The sequence below is a fragment of the Desulfovibrio sp. X2 genome (assembly GCF_000422205.1).
GTDB lineage: Bacteria > Desulfobacterota > Desulfovibrionia > Desulfovibrionales > Desulfovibrionaceae > Alkalidesulfovibrio.
Window position 1 is genome coordinate 1 of the sequence record NZ_ATHV01000008.1, and the last position, 15110, is coordinate 15110.

Below are 15110 nucleotides of genomic sequence, written 5' to 3' on the forward strand. Positions count from 1 at the left end.
GCGCACGGCGCGCGCGGGCAGGTCCAGGTCGCGGTAGATGAGCGAGGGCGTCTTCTCGGACATGGCCTTCTTGCGCACGTCCTTCCAGACGCGCTTTAAGAAGTTGATGTCCTTCTTCAGCCCGTCCTGGGTCTGGTCGATGCTCACGGTGCGCACGATGAGGCCGAGCCCCTCGCCGGGCGAGAGCTTCTCGACCATCTCCTTCAGGCGCGCGCGCTCCTCCTCGTCCTCGATCTTGCGGGACACGCCGAGCTGCTCGCGGCCCGGGGTGAGCACGAAGTAGCGTCCGGCCAGGGAGAGGAAGGTGGTCAGGAAGGCGCCCTTGGAGCCGGTCGGCTCCTTGACCACCTGCACGAGCATCTCCTGCCCGGGCTTCAGCACGTCCTGGATCAGCGGGAAGCGCTGGCCCTTCGGGATCTGCGCCGAGCCCTGGTAGTATTCGGGGTGGACCTCGTCGATCTGCAGGAAGCCGTTCTTCTCCGCGCCGAAGTTGATGAACGCGGCCTGCAGGGAGGAGTCTATGTTGTGGATGTAGCCTTTGTAGATGTTGCCCTTCATCTTGGCCTGGTGCAGCATCTCGACGTAGTATTCCTGCACCTTGCCCTCTTCGGAAAGGACAAGCTCGACCATTTCGCCCGGCAGGACGGAAAGAAACATCTTCCGCCGGGACTTGTTGCCCTCGGTAGCCATTGAACCCTCGTAAGAAAAAGTAGCGTCCGGCCCCGCGGCCGGAACCGTTTCATGCCGTAAATATGCCGGTCAGCGCGTAGAATCCGTTGTTGCAGGTAACTGCGCCCGACTGCTCCATCTGCTGGAGCAGCGTGCGCACGCGCTCTTCCGGGACGCCCATCGCGTCGGAAATCTGCCCCGGCGTCTGCGGGCGACGCCTGAGGGAATTGCTCACTATTTCCCGAAACTCGTTCTCCGTCAATGGGGTCCGGCCCGCCTCGGCCTGCCGGTCCACGCGCTCGGGCTCCCCGGCCCCCAGGGCCTCGCGGAAGCGGGCGAGCGTCGCGTCGCCCGCCGCGCGGGCGCCGGGATGCGCCCCGGGCCGCGAGAGGGTGACCACGTCCGTGCGCTCGGGGCGCAGCCTGGCCACGTAGTCCGTGAGCAGGGCCAGGTTCTCCGCGGAGTCGTTCACCCCGGCGCAGAGCAGCACCTCCAGGCAGATGCGGCCGGAGAAGCCTGCGCGCAGCGCCAGGATGGACTCGGCCACCCCGGCGGCCGTGATGCCCGAGGCCGGGCGGTTCACGGCCGAAAACTCGCTCTCCACCAGGGAGTCGAGCGAGGGCAGCACGACGTCCGCGCCCGAAAGCTCGCGCCGCACCTCGGGGTCGGCCAGGGCCGTGGAGTTGGTCAGCACGGCCAGGGGCAGGTTCGGGAACAGCGCCCGCGCCCCGGCCAGGATCTCGGCCATCTCGCTGTTCAGGCACGGCTCGCCCAAGCCCCCGAGGGTGATCACCTCGGGCGCGGGGTTGTCGCGCTTCCAGGCGGCCAGCTCGCCCAGCACGCGCGCGGCGGGCACGTAGGCGCGGCGCTGGCGCGTCAGGGTGCGCGTGGGGCCCACCTCGCAGTAGAGGCAGTCCATGGAGCAGATGGGGGCGCCGAGCAGGTCGAGCCCCAGGGAGATGCCCAGACGCCCGGAACGGACCGGGCCGAAGACCGTGGAGTATATCATGCGACGCACCTTGACAGCCCCCCGTGCGCCGGGCGATGAAGTCCGGTTCGGAGGAGAAATGATTTCAGAAGGTGAACTGGTACTGCTCGTCAGCCCCAAGGGCAAGCGCTACATGCGCCGCCTCACTCTGCGCGAACCGCTGCACACCGGCGACGGCAGGCTGGACATGTCCAGCGTGCAGGAGGCCGGGTTCGGCGGCTACGCCACAACCCACCTGGGCCGCGATTACCTCGTGCTCAAGCCCACGTTGCACGACATGTGCAAGAATCTCAAGCGCCAGACGCAGATCATCTACCCCAAGGACATCGGGTACATCTGCATGCGGCTGTCCATCGGCCCGGGCGCGCGCGTCATCGAGGCGGGCTCCGGCTCCGGCTCCATGACCCTGGCCCTGGCCTGGTACGTGGGGCCCACCGGCAAGGTCTACACCCACGAGCGCCGCGAGGAGTTCCGCAAGCTCTGCGGCCGCAACCTCGCCTGGGCCGGGCTGGACGACGGCCGCGTGCAGCAGTACGACCGCGACATCGCGGACGGCTTCGCCGAGGAGTCCGCGAACGCCGACGCCCTGTTCCTGGACGTGCGCGAGCCCTGGGAATACCTCGAGCTGGCCGCGGGGGCCGTCAAACCCGGCGCGCCGCTCGGCTTCCTCCTGCCCACGGTCAACCAGGTCAGCGACCTGGTGCGGGGGCTGCAGGCCGGACCCTTCATGGACGTGGAGATCGCGGAGATCCTCGTTCGCCGCTACAAGCCCGTGCCCGACCGCCTGCGTCCCGCGGACCGCATGATCGCCCACACGGGCTTCCTCGTCTTCTGCCGCGCGGCCGTGCCGCCCTTCGATCCGGAGCCGGTCCGCAAGTCCGTGCACGAGATCCCGGTGGGCGACTTCCGTGCCGCCTCGGCCCGGGCCTCGGCCCGCGAATCTGCCAGGGACTCCGCCCGCGAGGCCATGCGCGAGGCCGGGGGCTGCGCGCCCCTGAGCGATCCGGACGAGTTCGGCCCCGACACCGGCCCCGACATGGGAACTGACGTCGGCGACGCGCCGAACGGCGTGCGCGACGGCGCGCAAGACCTCGACGGGGAATAGCCCGTGGCCGTGGAGCATCCCCAGGGCGGCGGCGCGGCATACAGGGCCGCGCTGCCCGCCCTGCTCCTGACCACCTTCTGCTTCTTCTCGCTCTTCCTCGCCCGCGTCGTGGTCGGGCCGCTCATGGTGCCCATCGAGGCCGCGCTCCACGCCTCGCACACCGAGGCCGGGGCCTGCGTGCTCATGATCGGCCTGGGCGCCATGCTGACCATGCTCGGCAACGGCTTCGTCTCCGGCCCCCTCGGCCACCGCGCAACCGTGGTCGCGGCCCTGCTCCTGGGCGCGACGGGCTCCTTCACCGCGGCCGGAGCCCACGCCCTGCCGCGCTTCATGGCCGGACTCTTCGGCGTGGGGCTCGGCGCCGGGCTCTACATGCCCTCGGCCATCAGCATCATCACCCACGTCGTGCGCCGCGAGGACTGGGGCTCGGCCATCGGCACCCACGAGGCCGCGCCCAACTCCGGCTTCATTCTCGCCCCCCTGGCCGCGGAGGCCGCCCTGGCCCTGTCCGGCTGGCGCGAGGCCTACATGGGGCTCGGCTCGATGCTGCTGCTCGCCGCCGTGCTCTTCGCCCTGCGCGGGCCCGGCCGGGGCCTGGCCGGAACCACGCCCAACCCGGCGCTCCTGAAGGAAGTCCTGCGCACCCCGGCCTTCTGGATCATGGCCGCGCTCTTCGGCCTGGCCGTGGGCACCACCATCGGCCCGTACAACATGCTGCCCCTGGCCCTGGTGCACGAGCACGGCTACTCCCGCGCCGACGCCAACACGCTGCTCTCCCTCTCGCGCCTCTCCGGCGTCTTCGCGGCCTACGCCGCGGGCAAGCTCACCGACCGCTTCGGACCGCGCCGCACCATCCTCGGCGTCCTGCTCCTGTCCGGGCTCACCACCGCGGGCATCGGCCTCTTCACCGGCCGCGCCCTCGTGCTCATGGTGCTGCTGCAGCCCATCGTGGCCGTCGGCTTCTTCCCCGCGGGCTTCACCGCCATCTCCCAGATCTTCGACTGGCGCACCAGAAGCGTCGCCCTGTCCGGCGTCACCCCCGTGGGCGCCGCCGTGGGCAGCGGCCTCATCCCCGTGGCCATGGGCTGGCTCGGCGACCACGCCACCTTCTCCCTCGGCTTCCTCGGCCTCGGCGCCTGCCTCCTCGCCGCCATCCCCCTGGCCCGCCGCCTGCCCCGGCCGGGCTAGGCCCGGGCACGGACGGAGGACGGAGGACGCCTCCGGCGGGCAGGGAGGGCGCCGCCCTCCCTGCACCCTCCCGCCAGGGCGGGGGCTGCGCACCCCCGCCCTGGACCCACCCCGCGCGAGGGGTGACCCCTCGACCCGCTTCGCACGCGGCACGACCGGTGAATGGAAGAGAAGGAATCTGGGCGTGGAAGGCGGAGGACGGAGGTGTCCTCGATTTCCCGTGTGGCGCCCGGCGGCTCTCTTACTTGACCCGCTGCAGCGTGCCCTGGTCCCAGAGCGCGCCGTCCGATTTGCGCAGGGTGAAGGTGAGCGTGTCGTCGCCGGTCTTGGAGAGGTGGATGCGGCCGGACCACATGGCCGCGCAGTCGCCTCCCGAGACCGTGTCCACGACGGTCGCGAGCTCGGTGTCCGTGGAGACGCTCGGCTCCTTGAGCTCGATGGAGCAGCTGTCCTGGCCGGTGAAGCGGAAGGTGCGGTCCGAGTTGATGAGGGTGAGGAACGCGGCCTCGCCGTGGCCGGAAGCTCCGGACCAGCGGCCCCTGAACGCGCCGTTGCCGGGGCGGGCGGGCGTCCTGGCCGCGCCTGCCCCGGCGGGCAGGGCGAGGCAGAGCACGGCCGCGAAAAGGACGAGCAGCAGCCCCCGGCCCTGCGGGTGCATGCGGGACTGGATGAGGGGCTGCGCTGGGATCGAGACGAAGGGCTTGGTCATGGAGGCGTCTCCTCGAGACTGATTGAGGTCAGGCGTTCACGTAGCTGCCGGACATGATGCCACGACGCGGCGCGGAGTTCAAAGTGCGGGCCGGGCGATGCGCAAGCGATCGCGCTCCTGCGCCCGCCCCGCCCCGCGAAGCGCGCCAAAAAGTTTTGGGGGATGTGGGGGATGGGGTGCGGGGCGCGATCCCCAGGCCGTTCAAAAAGCGTCAGATGCAAGGCGCAAGAAAAGCTCAAGCCCGAAGCGTATTGGGTATACGTGAGGGTTTGAGCTTTTCGCGGCAACGCGGCAGAGGGCGCTTTTTCAGCGGCCTGGACCCTTTTTCAAAAGGGGCCTTCTCCCCCTTCCCCGCTTCTTATTCCTCTCTCTCCTCTCAACCCAGCGGGCACTCCCGGCCGCCGAGGAGGCGCAGGATGGTGTCGCGGTCGGCGATGCCCTTGAGGCGGCCCGCGTCGTCGCTGACCACGAGGCGGCGGACGTGGTTGTGGAGCATGATGCGCAGCACTTCGGGCAGGGGGGTGGTCTCCTGCACGGTGATCACGTCCTCGTGCATGACGTCCGCGGCCGTGCCGCGCCATTCGCTGCCCGGGGCGCCGCCGCCGGAGAGCAGGCGGGCGAGGCTGTGCAGCAGCCCGGGGTGCTTTTCGCGCGCGTAGCGGGCGATGAGGTCGCCGTCGAGCACGATGCCCAGGATGGTTTGGTCCTCGTCCGTGACCACGACGCGGCGCAGGGGATTTTGCAGGATCATCTCGAGCACCTGGCGCAGGGGCGTGTCCGGGCGGCAGGCGGGCACGTCGCGGAACATGGCGTCGGCCGCGGCGCGGGCCAGGGCCGGGGGCAGGCAGGGCAGGGCCGTGGGCAGGGTGGCGGCGCGGGAGTAGGTGCGCAGCACGTCCGAGCGGCTGATCACGCCCGCCAGGTCGCCCGCGTCGTCCACGACCACGAGGCGCTTGAGCCGCCTGTCGGCCATCATCTGTGCGGCCTCGGGCACGGTGGCGCAAAGGTTCACGCTCACGGGCGGGGAGGTCATGACGTCGCGCGCGGCAAGGCCCGTGGCCGAAAGGCCCCGCAGCAGCTCGTCCTGCATGTCCTTGGGCAGGCGGTCGTGGATGTCCAGGCGCAGCCCCATGGAGGAGCGGTTCAGCAGGTCGCCGCCGGTGACCATGCCCACGGGCCGCCCCTTGTCCACGACCGGCACGGCCTTGACGCCGCGCTCGAGCAGCAGGCGCACCACGTCCGCCACGGGCGCGGCCGGGGAGACGGTGACGGGCTTCGCGCTCATCACGTCGCGCACGCGCAGGGGCAGGTGGAAGGCGCCCTTGCCCTTGGAGAGGCTGACCAGGCCCTCGGGGAGGAGGGCCTCCAGGCGCGGCAGGAAGGCCTGGATGCGCTCCGGCACGTCCACGATCTCCACGACCACGGGCAGGTCCTCGGAGAGGCGGAGGATGGAGTCGGTGTGGATGCGGCTGTCGGCGCCGAAGCCCGCGACGCCGCGCAGGACCGTGGCCCCGGCCAGGCCGCGAGAGCGGGCCTCCTCGACCACGGCCTCGTAGGCCGGGCGTCCCTCGTGCCGGGCGGTCTCCCCGAGGAAGATGCGAAGGATTTCGATGTCGATCATGCCGGTTCTTCCTGTGTGGGCCGCTTCCGGCCGTTAGAGGATCCTGCCCAGGGCCATGCCGATCCGCAGGGCGGCGAGGCCGACCACGATCTGGCCCACGATGTTCGCGCCGAGCGTGAGCAGCTGCGCGTGGGTGATGAGGGCCGAGGATTCGTAGATGAAGGTGGAGAAGGTGGTGAAGGCGCCCATGAAGCCCACCAGGGCGGCGGCGCGGATCTGGGGCGGGATGACCATGCGCTCGTCGCTCAGGACCCAGACGAGGCCGAAGAGGAACGAGCCCAGGATGTTCACGCTCGCGGTGCCCCAGGGGAAGGCGTGGCCCATGACGGCATGCGCGGCCCCGGAGAGCCAGGCGCGGGCCAGGGCCCCGGCCGCCCCGCCCAGGGCTATGGCGACGATCTTCTTCACTGTGCGCTGTCCTCCTTGGGCGCGTCCCGTCCGCATGGGCCGCGTCTCACCGCGACGAACCAACAAAAAACCACGCCCTGCGGCGTGGTCGTCTTCGGATACAGTCCTGCCGCATTGTCGTCCGGCAGGAGTCATCAGCATGGTGCGGTTCTCGGGGGACTCCATCCCCGTGGCGGCCGGAACGGTCATCGTCCCTGCGCCCTTTTATCGTCATCCTATAGTCCTTGCCCGGGCCCGCGTCCAGAGGCTTGTGCGCTCAGGCGCGGCGCGGCCCGAGCACGGCCAGGGCGATGCCGCCGAGCACGGCGGCCGAGGAGAGGGCGAGGCGCAGGGTGACGGCCTCGCCCAGGAGGAGCGCGCCGCCCGCCGCGGCGATGACCGGCACGGAGAGCTGCACCGCCGCGGCCCGGGTGGCGGAGAGATGGGGCAGCACGGCGTACCACAGGGCGTAGCCGAGCCCCGAGGCCAGGGCGCCCGAGGCCACGGCCAGGACGAGCCCGGCCGGGTCCATGGCCACGCGCGGCGTGGCTGCGGCCATGACGGCGAGCAGGGCGGCGGCCGGGGGCAGGGCGCGGATGAAGTTGCCCGCGGTGTCGGCCGCGGGATCGCCGCGGCCCCGGCCGAGGAGCGAGTAGACGCCCCAGGCCGCGCCCGCGGCGAGCATGAGCATGGCCCCGGCCAGGGGCGGCGCCTCGAGCCCGGGCAGGAGGAGGCAGACGAGCCCGGCGAAGGCCAGGGCCAGACCCAGGGCCTGGCGGGCGGCGAGCCGTTCGCCGTGCAGCAGGCCGTAGCCGACCATGGTGGCCTGCACCGCGGCGAAGAGCAGCAGGGCGCCGACCGAGGCGGGCAGGGCGAGGTAGGCGAAGGAGAAGCCCGCGGCGTAGACGAACAGCGCGCAGGCCGCGGGCCGGCTGCCGCGGCGCCGCGCGGGCGTCGCGGCCGGGCCGTCGGCGCGGGCGCCACGGAGCTTCAGCACCAGCCACAGCGCCAGGGCCGCGGAGGCGATGCGCACGGCGGTGAAGCTCGCGGCGTCGCAGTGCGCGGCGCGCAGGGCCTCGCGGCAGAGCAGCGAGTTGGCCGCGAAGGCGAGCATGGTCAGGGCCGTGAGGGCGGCGAGCCTGCCCGCGCGCGTGGCCCTTTCCGCTGGGCGCGGCCCGTCAGTCCTCTTCAGGGTAGCCCCGGGCGACGTGGTAGAGGGCGGGGTAGTGGGGGAAGACGTCCATGTAGGGGCCGACGAGGGTCATGAAATCCTCGGCCGCCACCGCCTTCTGGAAATGGTCGGCCGACTCCCACTCGGTCATGTTGACGAAGCCGAAGCGCGCGCCGTGCGCCACGGCCCGGTGCAGCCTGGTGGAGAGAAATCCCGGCTGGCGGCGCAAGTAGGCCGCGGCCTTCTCCCAGAACGCCAGGAACTCGCCCTCCTGCCCCTCGGGCACCTCGAAGGGATTGATCAGGGTCACGTGCGACATGCGCGTCTCCTTTTCGGCCGCATTTTCCCCAGGATACAGGCTTCTCGCGGACACGCGCAACAATTCTCTCTACTTGGGAAAATGGGGCTGCCGTCTCCCGGCTCTCGGCCATCCCCGCGAAACGCGCCGAAAAGTTTTGGAGGATGAGGGGGGAGGGGAGAGGGGATCTTTGCCCAAAAGGAACATCCCGAGCTTCCACCTTCCGTAGATGAAGTACGGAAGCCGAATTTAGCGAAATCATTATTTGAAACCTCATTCATTTGAGAAAATTTTCTATTCATTACGGTTTCATCGATCTGATCACTGGTCGATTCATTCACGACTCGTATCAATCGTATCTTGGAATGGAATCAGTCAGGGCCGCCGGTTTTAATGGTCGATTTCTATCTGCAATCTGCAAAAAGAAAATTTCCCTCGAACAGACGGCATGCTAGATTTTTATCATCCGCACTTTTGCGGGATTGGTTAACTTCCAAAACAAGGAGAACGATAATGGCGTATCTTGAAATCACTCTCAAGGTGTCCGAGAGCAACCGCCCGTCTGCCGCAAAGGTTTATCGCGACTACAAAGAAAGGTTCCTGAAGGAGATCAAGGGCGCGCAGTCCAAGGAACTGCTCATTCGCGACGAAGACGTCCAGGTACTGCATGGTTTCGCCGGTGTTGCCGACGCTCAGGCCTACCTCAAAAGCGAACTGTTCAATCAGGGTGTAGTGAAGGCCCTTGCCCCCTACCTCGATGCCGAGCCGGAGGTGCGCGTTTACGACGTCGCCTAAGCCGTCCATCGTCCTCGAGCCTTCTCTCCGTGAAGCGCTCCCGGTTTAGTGCCGGGAGCGCTTCTTCCGGTTCCCTTTATTGCTGATGGAGGAACTAGGAGCTGTACCTTCCAACTCTCGGGATGCCGCAAGGTGCTCGGCGGAACTCATTGGTCCTTCTTGTCAGCCCCGTATAGAGACCGTGGCGGGAGGAAGGAACCCCGACATCCTGAAACGGCAACGGGCAGGCATCACTCGCACACGGGAAGACACACTGGTTCCAAAAGGCCCCGTTCTCCCTCTTCCCCGCATTTCGTCACGCGCGCACGCCCTCCGGCCCCCTGCCGCGCCGCGCCACACGGCGCGGGCAGGGGGAGGATGAGGCGGCGGCTTGTCGCCGGGGCAGGGACGCTTTCCGGCCTAGAGGCCGTCCAGCCAGTTGTCGAGCCAGTCGGTCGCCGCCGAGGACATCTCGGCCAGGGTGATGCCCTTGGCCGGGGTGGTGTCCGCGAAGGCGTAGATGGGGGAGTCCTCGTCCTCTGTGCCCGCGTAGCCGCGCCAGAGGGTGTAGAGGGCGAAGTCTTCGTAGTCTTCCCAGACCACGACCACGCCGCGCTCGGGGCGCCAGGCGAGGATGGGGCCTTTGAGGGCTATCTCGTCCAGGGTGAAGCCGAAGAAGGTGCCGACGCTCGCGGGTTGGTGGATGAGGATGGTCTGCATTGTCCGCTCTCCTGGTTGTGGTTTGCCCAAGGAGGAAAATCGACGCGGTCAGCTTTTCACTCATTACCGCCTTAGACGCCTTGCCGGATGCTTGGCAAGAATTTTTTCCGGCCGAAGCCGAAAAGTAACGCGGCGCGCCAAGGGGCTTGCCTTCGCCGGGCGGGGGGCTAGAATGGGCCGGAATGCTGCTTTACGTCCACGTCCCCTTCTGCCGCCGCAAGTGCACCTACTGCGCCTTCGCCTCCCAGGTCCCGGAGGGCGACGACTTCGCGCTGTGGGAGCGCGCGCTCACGGCCGAGATGGAGCTGTCGTCCAAACGCTTCGGCCGCCCGGTGCTCGAGACCGTCTACTTCGGCGGGGGCACGCCCTCGCTGCTGCCCGCCTGGCTGTTCGGCTGCGTGGCGGACGCCGTGCGGAAAAACTTCGAGGTCCCCAAGGGCATCGAGTTCACGGTGGAGGCCAACCCGGAGTCCGCGGACCTGCACACGCTGCAGGACCTCGTCGCGGCCGGGGCCACCCGCCTCTCCCTCGGGGTGCAGAGCTTTGCGGACGACGACCTGCGCCTGCTCGGGCGGCCGCACACGGGCGAGCAGGCCGTGGCCGCGTACGAGGCGGCGCGGTACGCGGGCTTCCGCAACGTGGGGCTGGACCTCATCTGGGGGCTGCCGGGCCAGCGCACGGCCACCTGGCTCAGGCAGCTCAAGGTCGCGGCCGAGAAGCTCCGGCCCGAGCACCTTTCCTGCTATTCGCTGACGCCGGAGCCGGGCACGCCGCTCGCCGCGCTCCTCGAGGGCGGGCAGCTGGCGCTGCCGGGCGAGAACGAGCAGTCGCGCATGTTCATGACCGGCTCGGCCTACCTCGAGGGCCAGGGCTACCTGCACTACGAAATCTCCAATTTCGCCCGCATGGGCTTCACGAGCAGGCACAACACGGGCTACTGGGAAGGCAAGGACTACCTGGGGCTCGGGCCGTCCGCGGTGTCCACCGTGGGCGGGAGGCGCTGGGAGAACCCGCGCGGCCTGGCCGCGTGGGCCGAGGAGGCGCTGGCCGGGAAGAGCGGCGCGCGCCCCGAGGAGCTGGACCGGGCCACGCGGCTGCGCGAGCTGGTGATGCTCTCGCTGCGCACGAGCAAGGGGCTGTCCATGGCCGCCTACCGCGAGCTCTCGGGCCGCAGCTTCTCCGAGGAGCACGGCGCGCTCCTCCAGGCGCTGCGCCGGCACGGCCTGGTGCGCATAAGCAAGGGCCAGGTGCGGCTCTCGGCCAACGGCATGCTGGTCTCGAACCTGATCCTCGAACGGCTCATGGGGACGTGAGGGGGACGTGAGCGGACACGCGAGGGGAACGCGAGCAGGCGGCGCGGCGGTTTTTTCGTAACGCAAAGGCGATGCAACGTGCCGCCGGACAGGCTATGAACACGATGCGTCACGGCACGTCACGACACGTCACGACACGTTTGCGACACGTCTGCGGCACGTCCGGCGCGGGGCGCACACGGGAGGCGGCCATGATCACGATGTACGCGGAGCGGGAGGGCAGATGGCTCGCCGGGAACGTGGAGGCGGACAAGCCCTTCGCGCTGCCGGACGGGGCCGTGTGGCTGGACATGAGCTCGCCCACCGAGGAGGAGAAGCGGCTCGTGGGCGCGGCGCTCGGCATAGAGATCCCGAGCCGGGCGGAGATGGAGGAGATCGAGGTCTCGAGCCGCCTGTACCAGGAGGACGGGGCCAGCTTCATGACCGCGAGCATCCTCTCGCGCGTGGAGCAGCACCACATCGACGCCTCGGCCATCACCTTCATCCTGGCGGGCAAGTGCCTGGTCACGGTGCGCTTCACCGAGCCCAAGCCCTTTGCCGCGCACGCGGCGCGGCTGCTCAAGGCGGGCGCGCACTGCGACTCGAGTCCGGACATCCTGCTCGGCCTGCTCGAGACCATCGTGGACCGGCTGGCCGACCTCCTGGAGCTCTCCGCTGCCGCGGTGGACGCGCTCTCGCACCGGGTCTTCCGCTCCCGGCCCGGGGACGGTCGCGAGGACGTGGACCTCACGGCCACGCTCAAGGACATCGGCATCGAGGGCGACCACGCCTCCAAGATCCGCGAGTCGCTGGTGAGCATCGGCCGCATGGGCATGTTCCTGGGCCAGGCCACCAACGGGCACATGACCTGCGCGGACTTCCGCGACCGGCTCTTCGTGCTCACGCGCGACGTGGGGTCGCTGAGCGACCACGCGGGCTTCGTGGCCAACAAGATCAACTTCCTGCTCGACGCTACCCTGGGCATGATCAACATCGAGCAGAACGCCATCATAAAGATATTCTCCGTGGTCGCGGTGGTCTTCCTGCCGCCCACGCTCATCGCCAGCATCTACGGCATGAACTTCAAGCACATGCCCGAGCTCTCCTCGGAGTTCGGCTACCCGCTGGCCATCGTGCTGATGGTCCTCTCGGCCATCCTGCCCTACGTCTTCTTCAAGCGGAAGAAGTGGCTCTAGGGCCGGAAGGCGGCTGCGCCCGGAACAGGGCTTGACGGGGCGGGCGGGAAGCGCCAAAAGTCGGCGCTCCCTTGCCAGGGCGGGCAGGGGATTGTATTGAGCGAGGAGCCGGGTCCGGTCCGGCGGCCGGGAGCCGCCGGGATGGAGCCGAGAGCCCGGCGGAGGGCCGCCTCGCGGCCCCGACGAATGCCGGACGAACACGCCCGAACGCGCCCGCGCACGGCGGGCGAGCGAGGAAACGTGCCATGAAGAAGCTGCTCCTTGTCCTGGTCCTGCTGGCCGCGGCCGCGCCCGTCGCGCCCGTTTCGGCGGGCACCTTCTGCCCGAGCTACGGCGTCTCCTGCTACCGCACCCCCAAAGCGGACCCGAGCATGTTCCTGCTCGAGATCGGCAACAAGGACGGAGACTACATGGGCTCCATCCGGCTGCTTGAGGGCGAGTGCGGCTTCTTCTGCTGCGGCCCGTGCGACGAGTCCAAGCGCGACGTGGACTGGGACGCGCGGTGCAACAGCCGCTTCGTGGAGTGCCAGGGCCGCTGCAAGGGCTACTAGCCGCCCGGTCCGGGACGCGGTTCCGGACCCGACATGCCGACGAGACAGTACGAGACCGCGAGACAGAGACAGACGCACGTGACCAAGGAAGTCCAGCTCAAACGCCCGAGCCTGCTGCTCATCGACGCGGGCAACACGAACGTGAAGTTCGGCCTGGCAGGGGCCGACGGAGCCATAGAGGCCTATTCCCTGCCCTCGGCCCAGCTTTCCACCGCGGACGCGCTCGGCCTGTCCGTGGACGGCCTGTGCCGCCACGCGGGGCTCGACCCGCGCGACCTCTCGGCCTGGGTCATCTCCTCGGTGGTGCCGCGCCTCGACCCGCTGCTGCGCGCCGCGGCCGGGCGCTTCTGCGGCTGCCCGGCGCTCTTCGTGCCCGAGGACGTGCCCCTGCCGCTGGAGAACCGCTACCAGAAGCCCTCCGAGGTCGGGGCGGACCGGCTGGTGGCGGCTTACGGGGCCGTGCGGCTGCATCCCGCGCCCGGCCACGTGGTCATAGATTTCGGCACGGCCACCACGGTGGACTGCGTCACGGCCGGGGCGTACCTGGGCGGGCTCATCTGCCCCGGGCTCCTGTCCTCGGCCCAGGCGCTCTCCGGCGGCACGGCCAAGCTGCCCCAGGCCGACTTCCGGGTGGAAGGGGAGGAGCTGGACCTCGGCACCTCCACGGCCAAGAGCCTGAACCACGGCCTGGTCTTCGGCTTCGCGGCCATGGTCGAGGGGCTTACGGCCCGGCTGCTGCCGCGCCTGCCCGCGGGCTCCACGGTGGTGGCCACCGGGGGCTTCGCGGAGGTGGTGGCCAAGGTCTGCCCGGCCATCAGGACGGTGCGGCCCGACCTCATGCTGGAGGGGCTGCGCCTCGCCTATCTGGACAATCCGGCCTTCGCGCCGCGTGAAGAATGAACGTCATACATTAACCTGAAGATACCAAGGAGCCATGCCATGAGCGCCATCCTTTCCGTCTGGTCCCGGGAGATACTTGATTCCCGCGGCAATCCCACCGTCGAGGTCGAAGTCACCCTGGAGACGGGCCACACCGGCGTGGCCGCCGTGCCCTCGGGCGCGTCCACCGGCACGCGCGAGGCCCTGGAGCTGCGCGACGGCGACAAGGCCCGCTACGACGGCAAGGGCGTGACCCAGGCCGTGGCCAACGTCATGGACGTCATCGCCGAGGAAGTCATCGGCATGGACGCCCTGAACCAGACCGCCCTGGACAACGCGATGATCGACCTGGACGGCACCGAGAACAAGTCGCGCCTGGGCGCCAACGCCATGCTCGGCGTGTCCATGGCCACGGCCCGCGCCGCGGCCAAGTTCCTGGGCCTGCCGCTGTACCGCTACCTGGGCGGCGTGAACTCCAAGGTCCTGCCCGTGCCCATGATGAACATCATCAACGGCGGCATGCACGCGCCCAACAACCTGGACATCCAGGAGTTCATGATCATGCCGCTGGGCGCCGACACCTTCGCCGAGGCCCTGCGCATGGGCGCCGAGACCTTCCATGCGCTCAAGCGCATCCTGGCCAAGGACGGCCACGTCACCTCCGTGGGCGACGAGGGCGGCTTCGCGCCGAACCTGAAGTCCCACTCCGAGGCCCTGGCCTACATCGTGCGCGCCATCGAGGAGGCGGGCTACGAGCCGGGCGCCCAGATCTCCCTGGCCATGGACGCCGCGGCCTCCGAGTTCTTCAAGGACGGCCGCTACAACCTGAAGGGCGAGGGCAAGGTCTTCTCCGCCGCCGAGCTGACCGACTTCTACAAGGATCTCTGCACCGAGTTCCCCATCATCTCCATCGAGGACGGCCTGGCCGAGTCCGACTGGGAGGGCTTCGCCCACCTCACGGACGAGCTGGGCGGCCACATCCAGCTCGTGGGCGACGACCTCTTCGTGACCAACCCGGCGATCCTGGCCGAGGGCATCGAGAACGGCATCTGCAACTCGATCCTCATCAAGCTGAACCAGATCGGCACGGTCACCGAGACGCTCGACACCATCGAGATCGCCAAGGAAGCCGCCTACACCACGGTCATCTCGCACCGCTCCGGCGAGACCGAGGACCACTTCATCGCCGACCTGGCCGTGGCCGTGAACTCCGGCCAGATCAAGACCGGGTCGCTGTGCCGCTCCGACCGCCTGGCCAAGTACAACCAGCTCCTGCGCATCGAGGAGACCCTGGAGGACGAGGGGCTGTACTACGGCCCGTCCATGGCCTCGCAGTGGTACGACGACGGCGAGGAGCACGACCACGACCACGAAGGCCACGACCACGACTAGGCCGCGCGCCGCATGAATGATCGAAGAAGGCCCTGGAAACAGGGCCTTTTTCGTTTCATCTCCGCCGTCCGCCCTTGACGTCTCCGCGCTTCTCCCTGAAATATGGGGCGTCCGGCGCGCCGCATGGGGGACGCGCGGGCATTGCCCTCGGGCATCATCAAGGAGGCGAC

The 15110-nt window shown here is 69.1% G+C and carries 16 protein-coding genes and 1 riboswitch; of the genes, 8 read left to right on the top strand and 8 right to left on the bottom strand.

All coding sequences use genetic code 11. The features are described from left to right. Both DSX2_RS03510 and DSX2_RS03515 read right to left on the bottom strand, forming a co-directional pair. Positions 1–690 (bottom strand): ribonuclease E/G (locus DSX2_RS03510; RefSeq protein ID WP_020879661.1); only part of this gene is annotated, 690 nt, incomplete at its 3' end. 49 nt (positions 691–739) lie between these two features. Next, positions 740–1678, bottom strand: coding sequence for a radical SAM protein (locus tag DSX2_RS03515; RefSeq protein ID WP_020879662.1), 939 nt, complete (start codon positions 1676–1678; stop codon positions 740–742). 58 nt (positions 1679–1736) lie between these two features. Between DSX2_RS03515 and DSX2_RS03520 the strand changes: the two genes are divergently transcribed. Continuing rightward, complete coding sequence (locus tag DSX2_RS03520) at positions 1737–2762, top strand: tRNA (adenine-N1)-methyltransferase (RefSeq protein ID WP_020879663.1); 1026 nt, start codon at positions 1737–1739, stop codon at positions 2760–2762. A 3-nt stretch (positions 2763–2765) separates the two neighbouring features. Then, on the top strand, positions 2766–3950 hold the full coding sequence (locus DSX2_RS03525) for a nitrate/nitrite transporter (protein WP_020879664.1): 1185 nt from the start codon (positions 2766–2768) through the stop codon (positions 3948–3950). A gap of 241 nt (positions 3951–4191) precedes the next feature. Here the strand turns inward: DSX2_RS03525 and DSX2_RS03530 are convergent, their stop codons facing one another. The 5 genes from DSX2_RS03530 to DSX2_RS03550 form a co-directional block, all read right to left on the bottom strand. Then, entirely contained in the window at positions 4192–4659 is a 468-nt protein-coding gene (locus DSX2_RS03530; protein WP_020879665.1) for a hypothetical protein, read from the bottom strand. Positions 4660–5035: 376 nt separating this feature from the next. Then, the gene (locus tag DSX2_RS03535; RefSeq protein ID WP_020879666.1) at positions 5036–6280 is read right to left on the bottom strand and encodes a DUF190 domain-containing protein; all 1245 of its coding nucleotides are present in this window, start codon (positions 6278–6280) and stop codon (positions 5036–5038) included. Between the two features lie 33 nt (positions 6281–6313). Beyond that, positions 6314–6688: a CrcB family protein gene (locus DSX2_RS03540; RefSeq protein WP_020879667.1), complete on the bottom strand. Its 375-nt coding sequence runs from the start codon at positions 6686–6688 to the stop codon at positions 6314–6316. Positions 6689–6806: 118 nt separating this feature from the next. Beyond that, positions 6807–6866: riboswitch (Fluoride riboswitch) on the bottom strand. Between the two features lie 78 nt (positions 6867–6944). Further along, complete coding sequence (locus tag DSX2_RS03545; RefSeq protein ID WP_020879668.1) at positions 6945–7781, bottom strand: DMT family transporter; 837 nt, start codon at positions 7779–7781, stop codon at positions 6945–6947. Between the two features lie 64 nt (positions 7782–7845). Then, positions 7846–8157, bottom strand: a complete 312-nt coding sequence (locus DSX2_RS03550) for an antibiotic biosynthesis monooxygenase (protein WP_020879669.1) — start codon at positions 8155–8157, stop codon at positions 7846–7848. Between the two features lie 492 nt (positions 8158–8649). On the opposite strand from DSX2_RS03550, the gene DSX2_RS03555 reads away from it, so the two are divergent. Then, complete coding sequence (locus DSX2_RS03555) at positions 8650–8931, top strand: hypothetical protein (protein ID WP_020879670.1); 282 nt, start codon at positions 8650–8652, stop codon at positions 8929–8931. Positions 8932–9330: 399 nt separating this feature from the next. Here the strand turns inward: DSX2_RS03555 and DSX2_RS03560 are convergent, their stop codons facing one another. Next, complete coding sequence (locus DSX2_RS03560) at positions 9331–9630, bottom strand: hypothetical protein (protein WP_020879671.1); 300 nt, start codon at positions 9628–9630, stop codon at positions 9331–9333. A 182-nt stretch (positions 9631–9812) separates the two neighbouring features. On the opposite strand from DSX2_RS03560, the gene hemW reads away from it, so the two are divergent. The 5 genes from hemW (at position 9813) to eno (ending at position 14940) form a co-directional block, all read left to right on the top strand. After that, positions 9813–10943 (top strand): radical SAM family heme chaperone HemW, encoded by a 1131-nt coding sequence (hemW, locus tag DSX2_RS03565; protein ID WP_020879672.1) that lies wholly within the window; start codon positions 9813–9815, stop codon positions 10941–10943. A 191-nt stretch (positions 10944–11134) separates the two neighbouring features. Further along, the gene (locus DSX2_RS03570) at positions 11135–12118 is read left to right on the top strand and encodes a magnesium transporter CorA family protein (RefSeq protein WP_020879673.1); all 984 of its coding nucleotides are present in this window, start codon (positions 11135–11137) and stop codon (positions 12116–12118) included. A 245-nt stretch (positions 12119–12363) separates the two neighbouring features. Beyond that, on the top strand, positions 12364–12669 hold the full coding sequence (locus DSX2_RS03575) for a hypothetical protein (protein ID WP_020879674.1): 306 nt from the start codon (positions 12364–12366) through the stop codon (positions 12667–12669). A gap of 33 nt (positions 12670–12702) precedes the next feature. Further along, positions 12703–13569, top strand: a complete 867-nt coding sequence (locus tag DSX2_RS03580) for a type III pantothenate kinase (RefSeq protein ID WP_020879675.1) — start codon at positions 12703–12705, stop codon at positions 13567–13569. Between the two features lie 39 nt (positions 13570–13608). After that, the gene (eno, locus tag DSX2_RS03585; protein WP_020879676.1) at positions 13609–14940 is read left to right on the top strand and encodes a phosphopyruvate hydratase; all 1332 of its coding nucleotides are present in this window, start codon (positions 13609–13611) and stop codon (positions 14938–14940) included. The last annotated feature ends 170 nt before the right edge of the window (positions 14941–15110 follow it).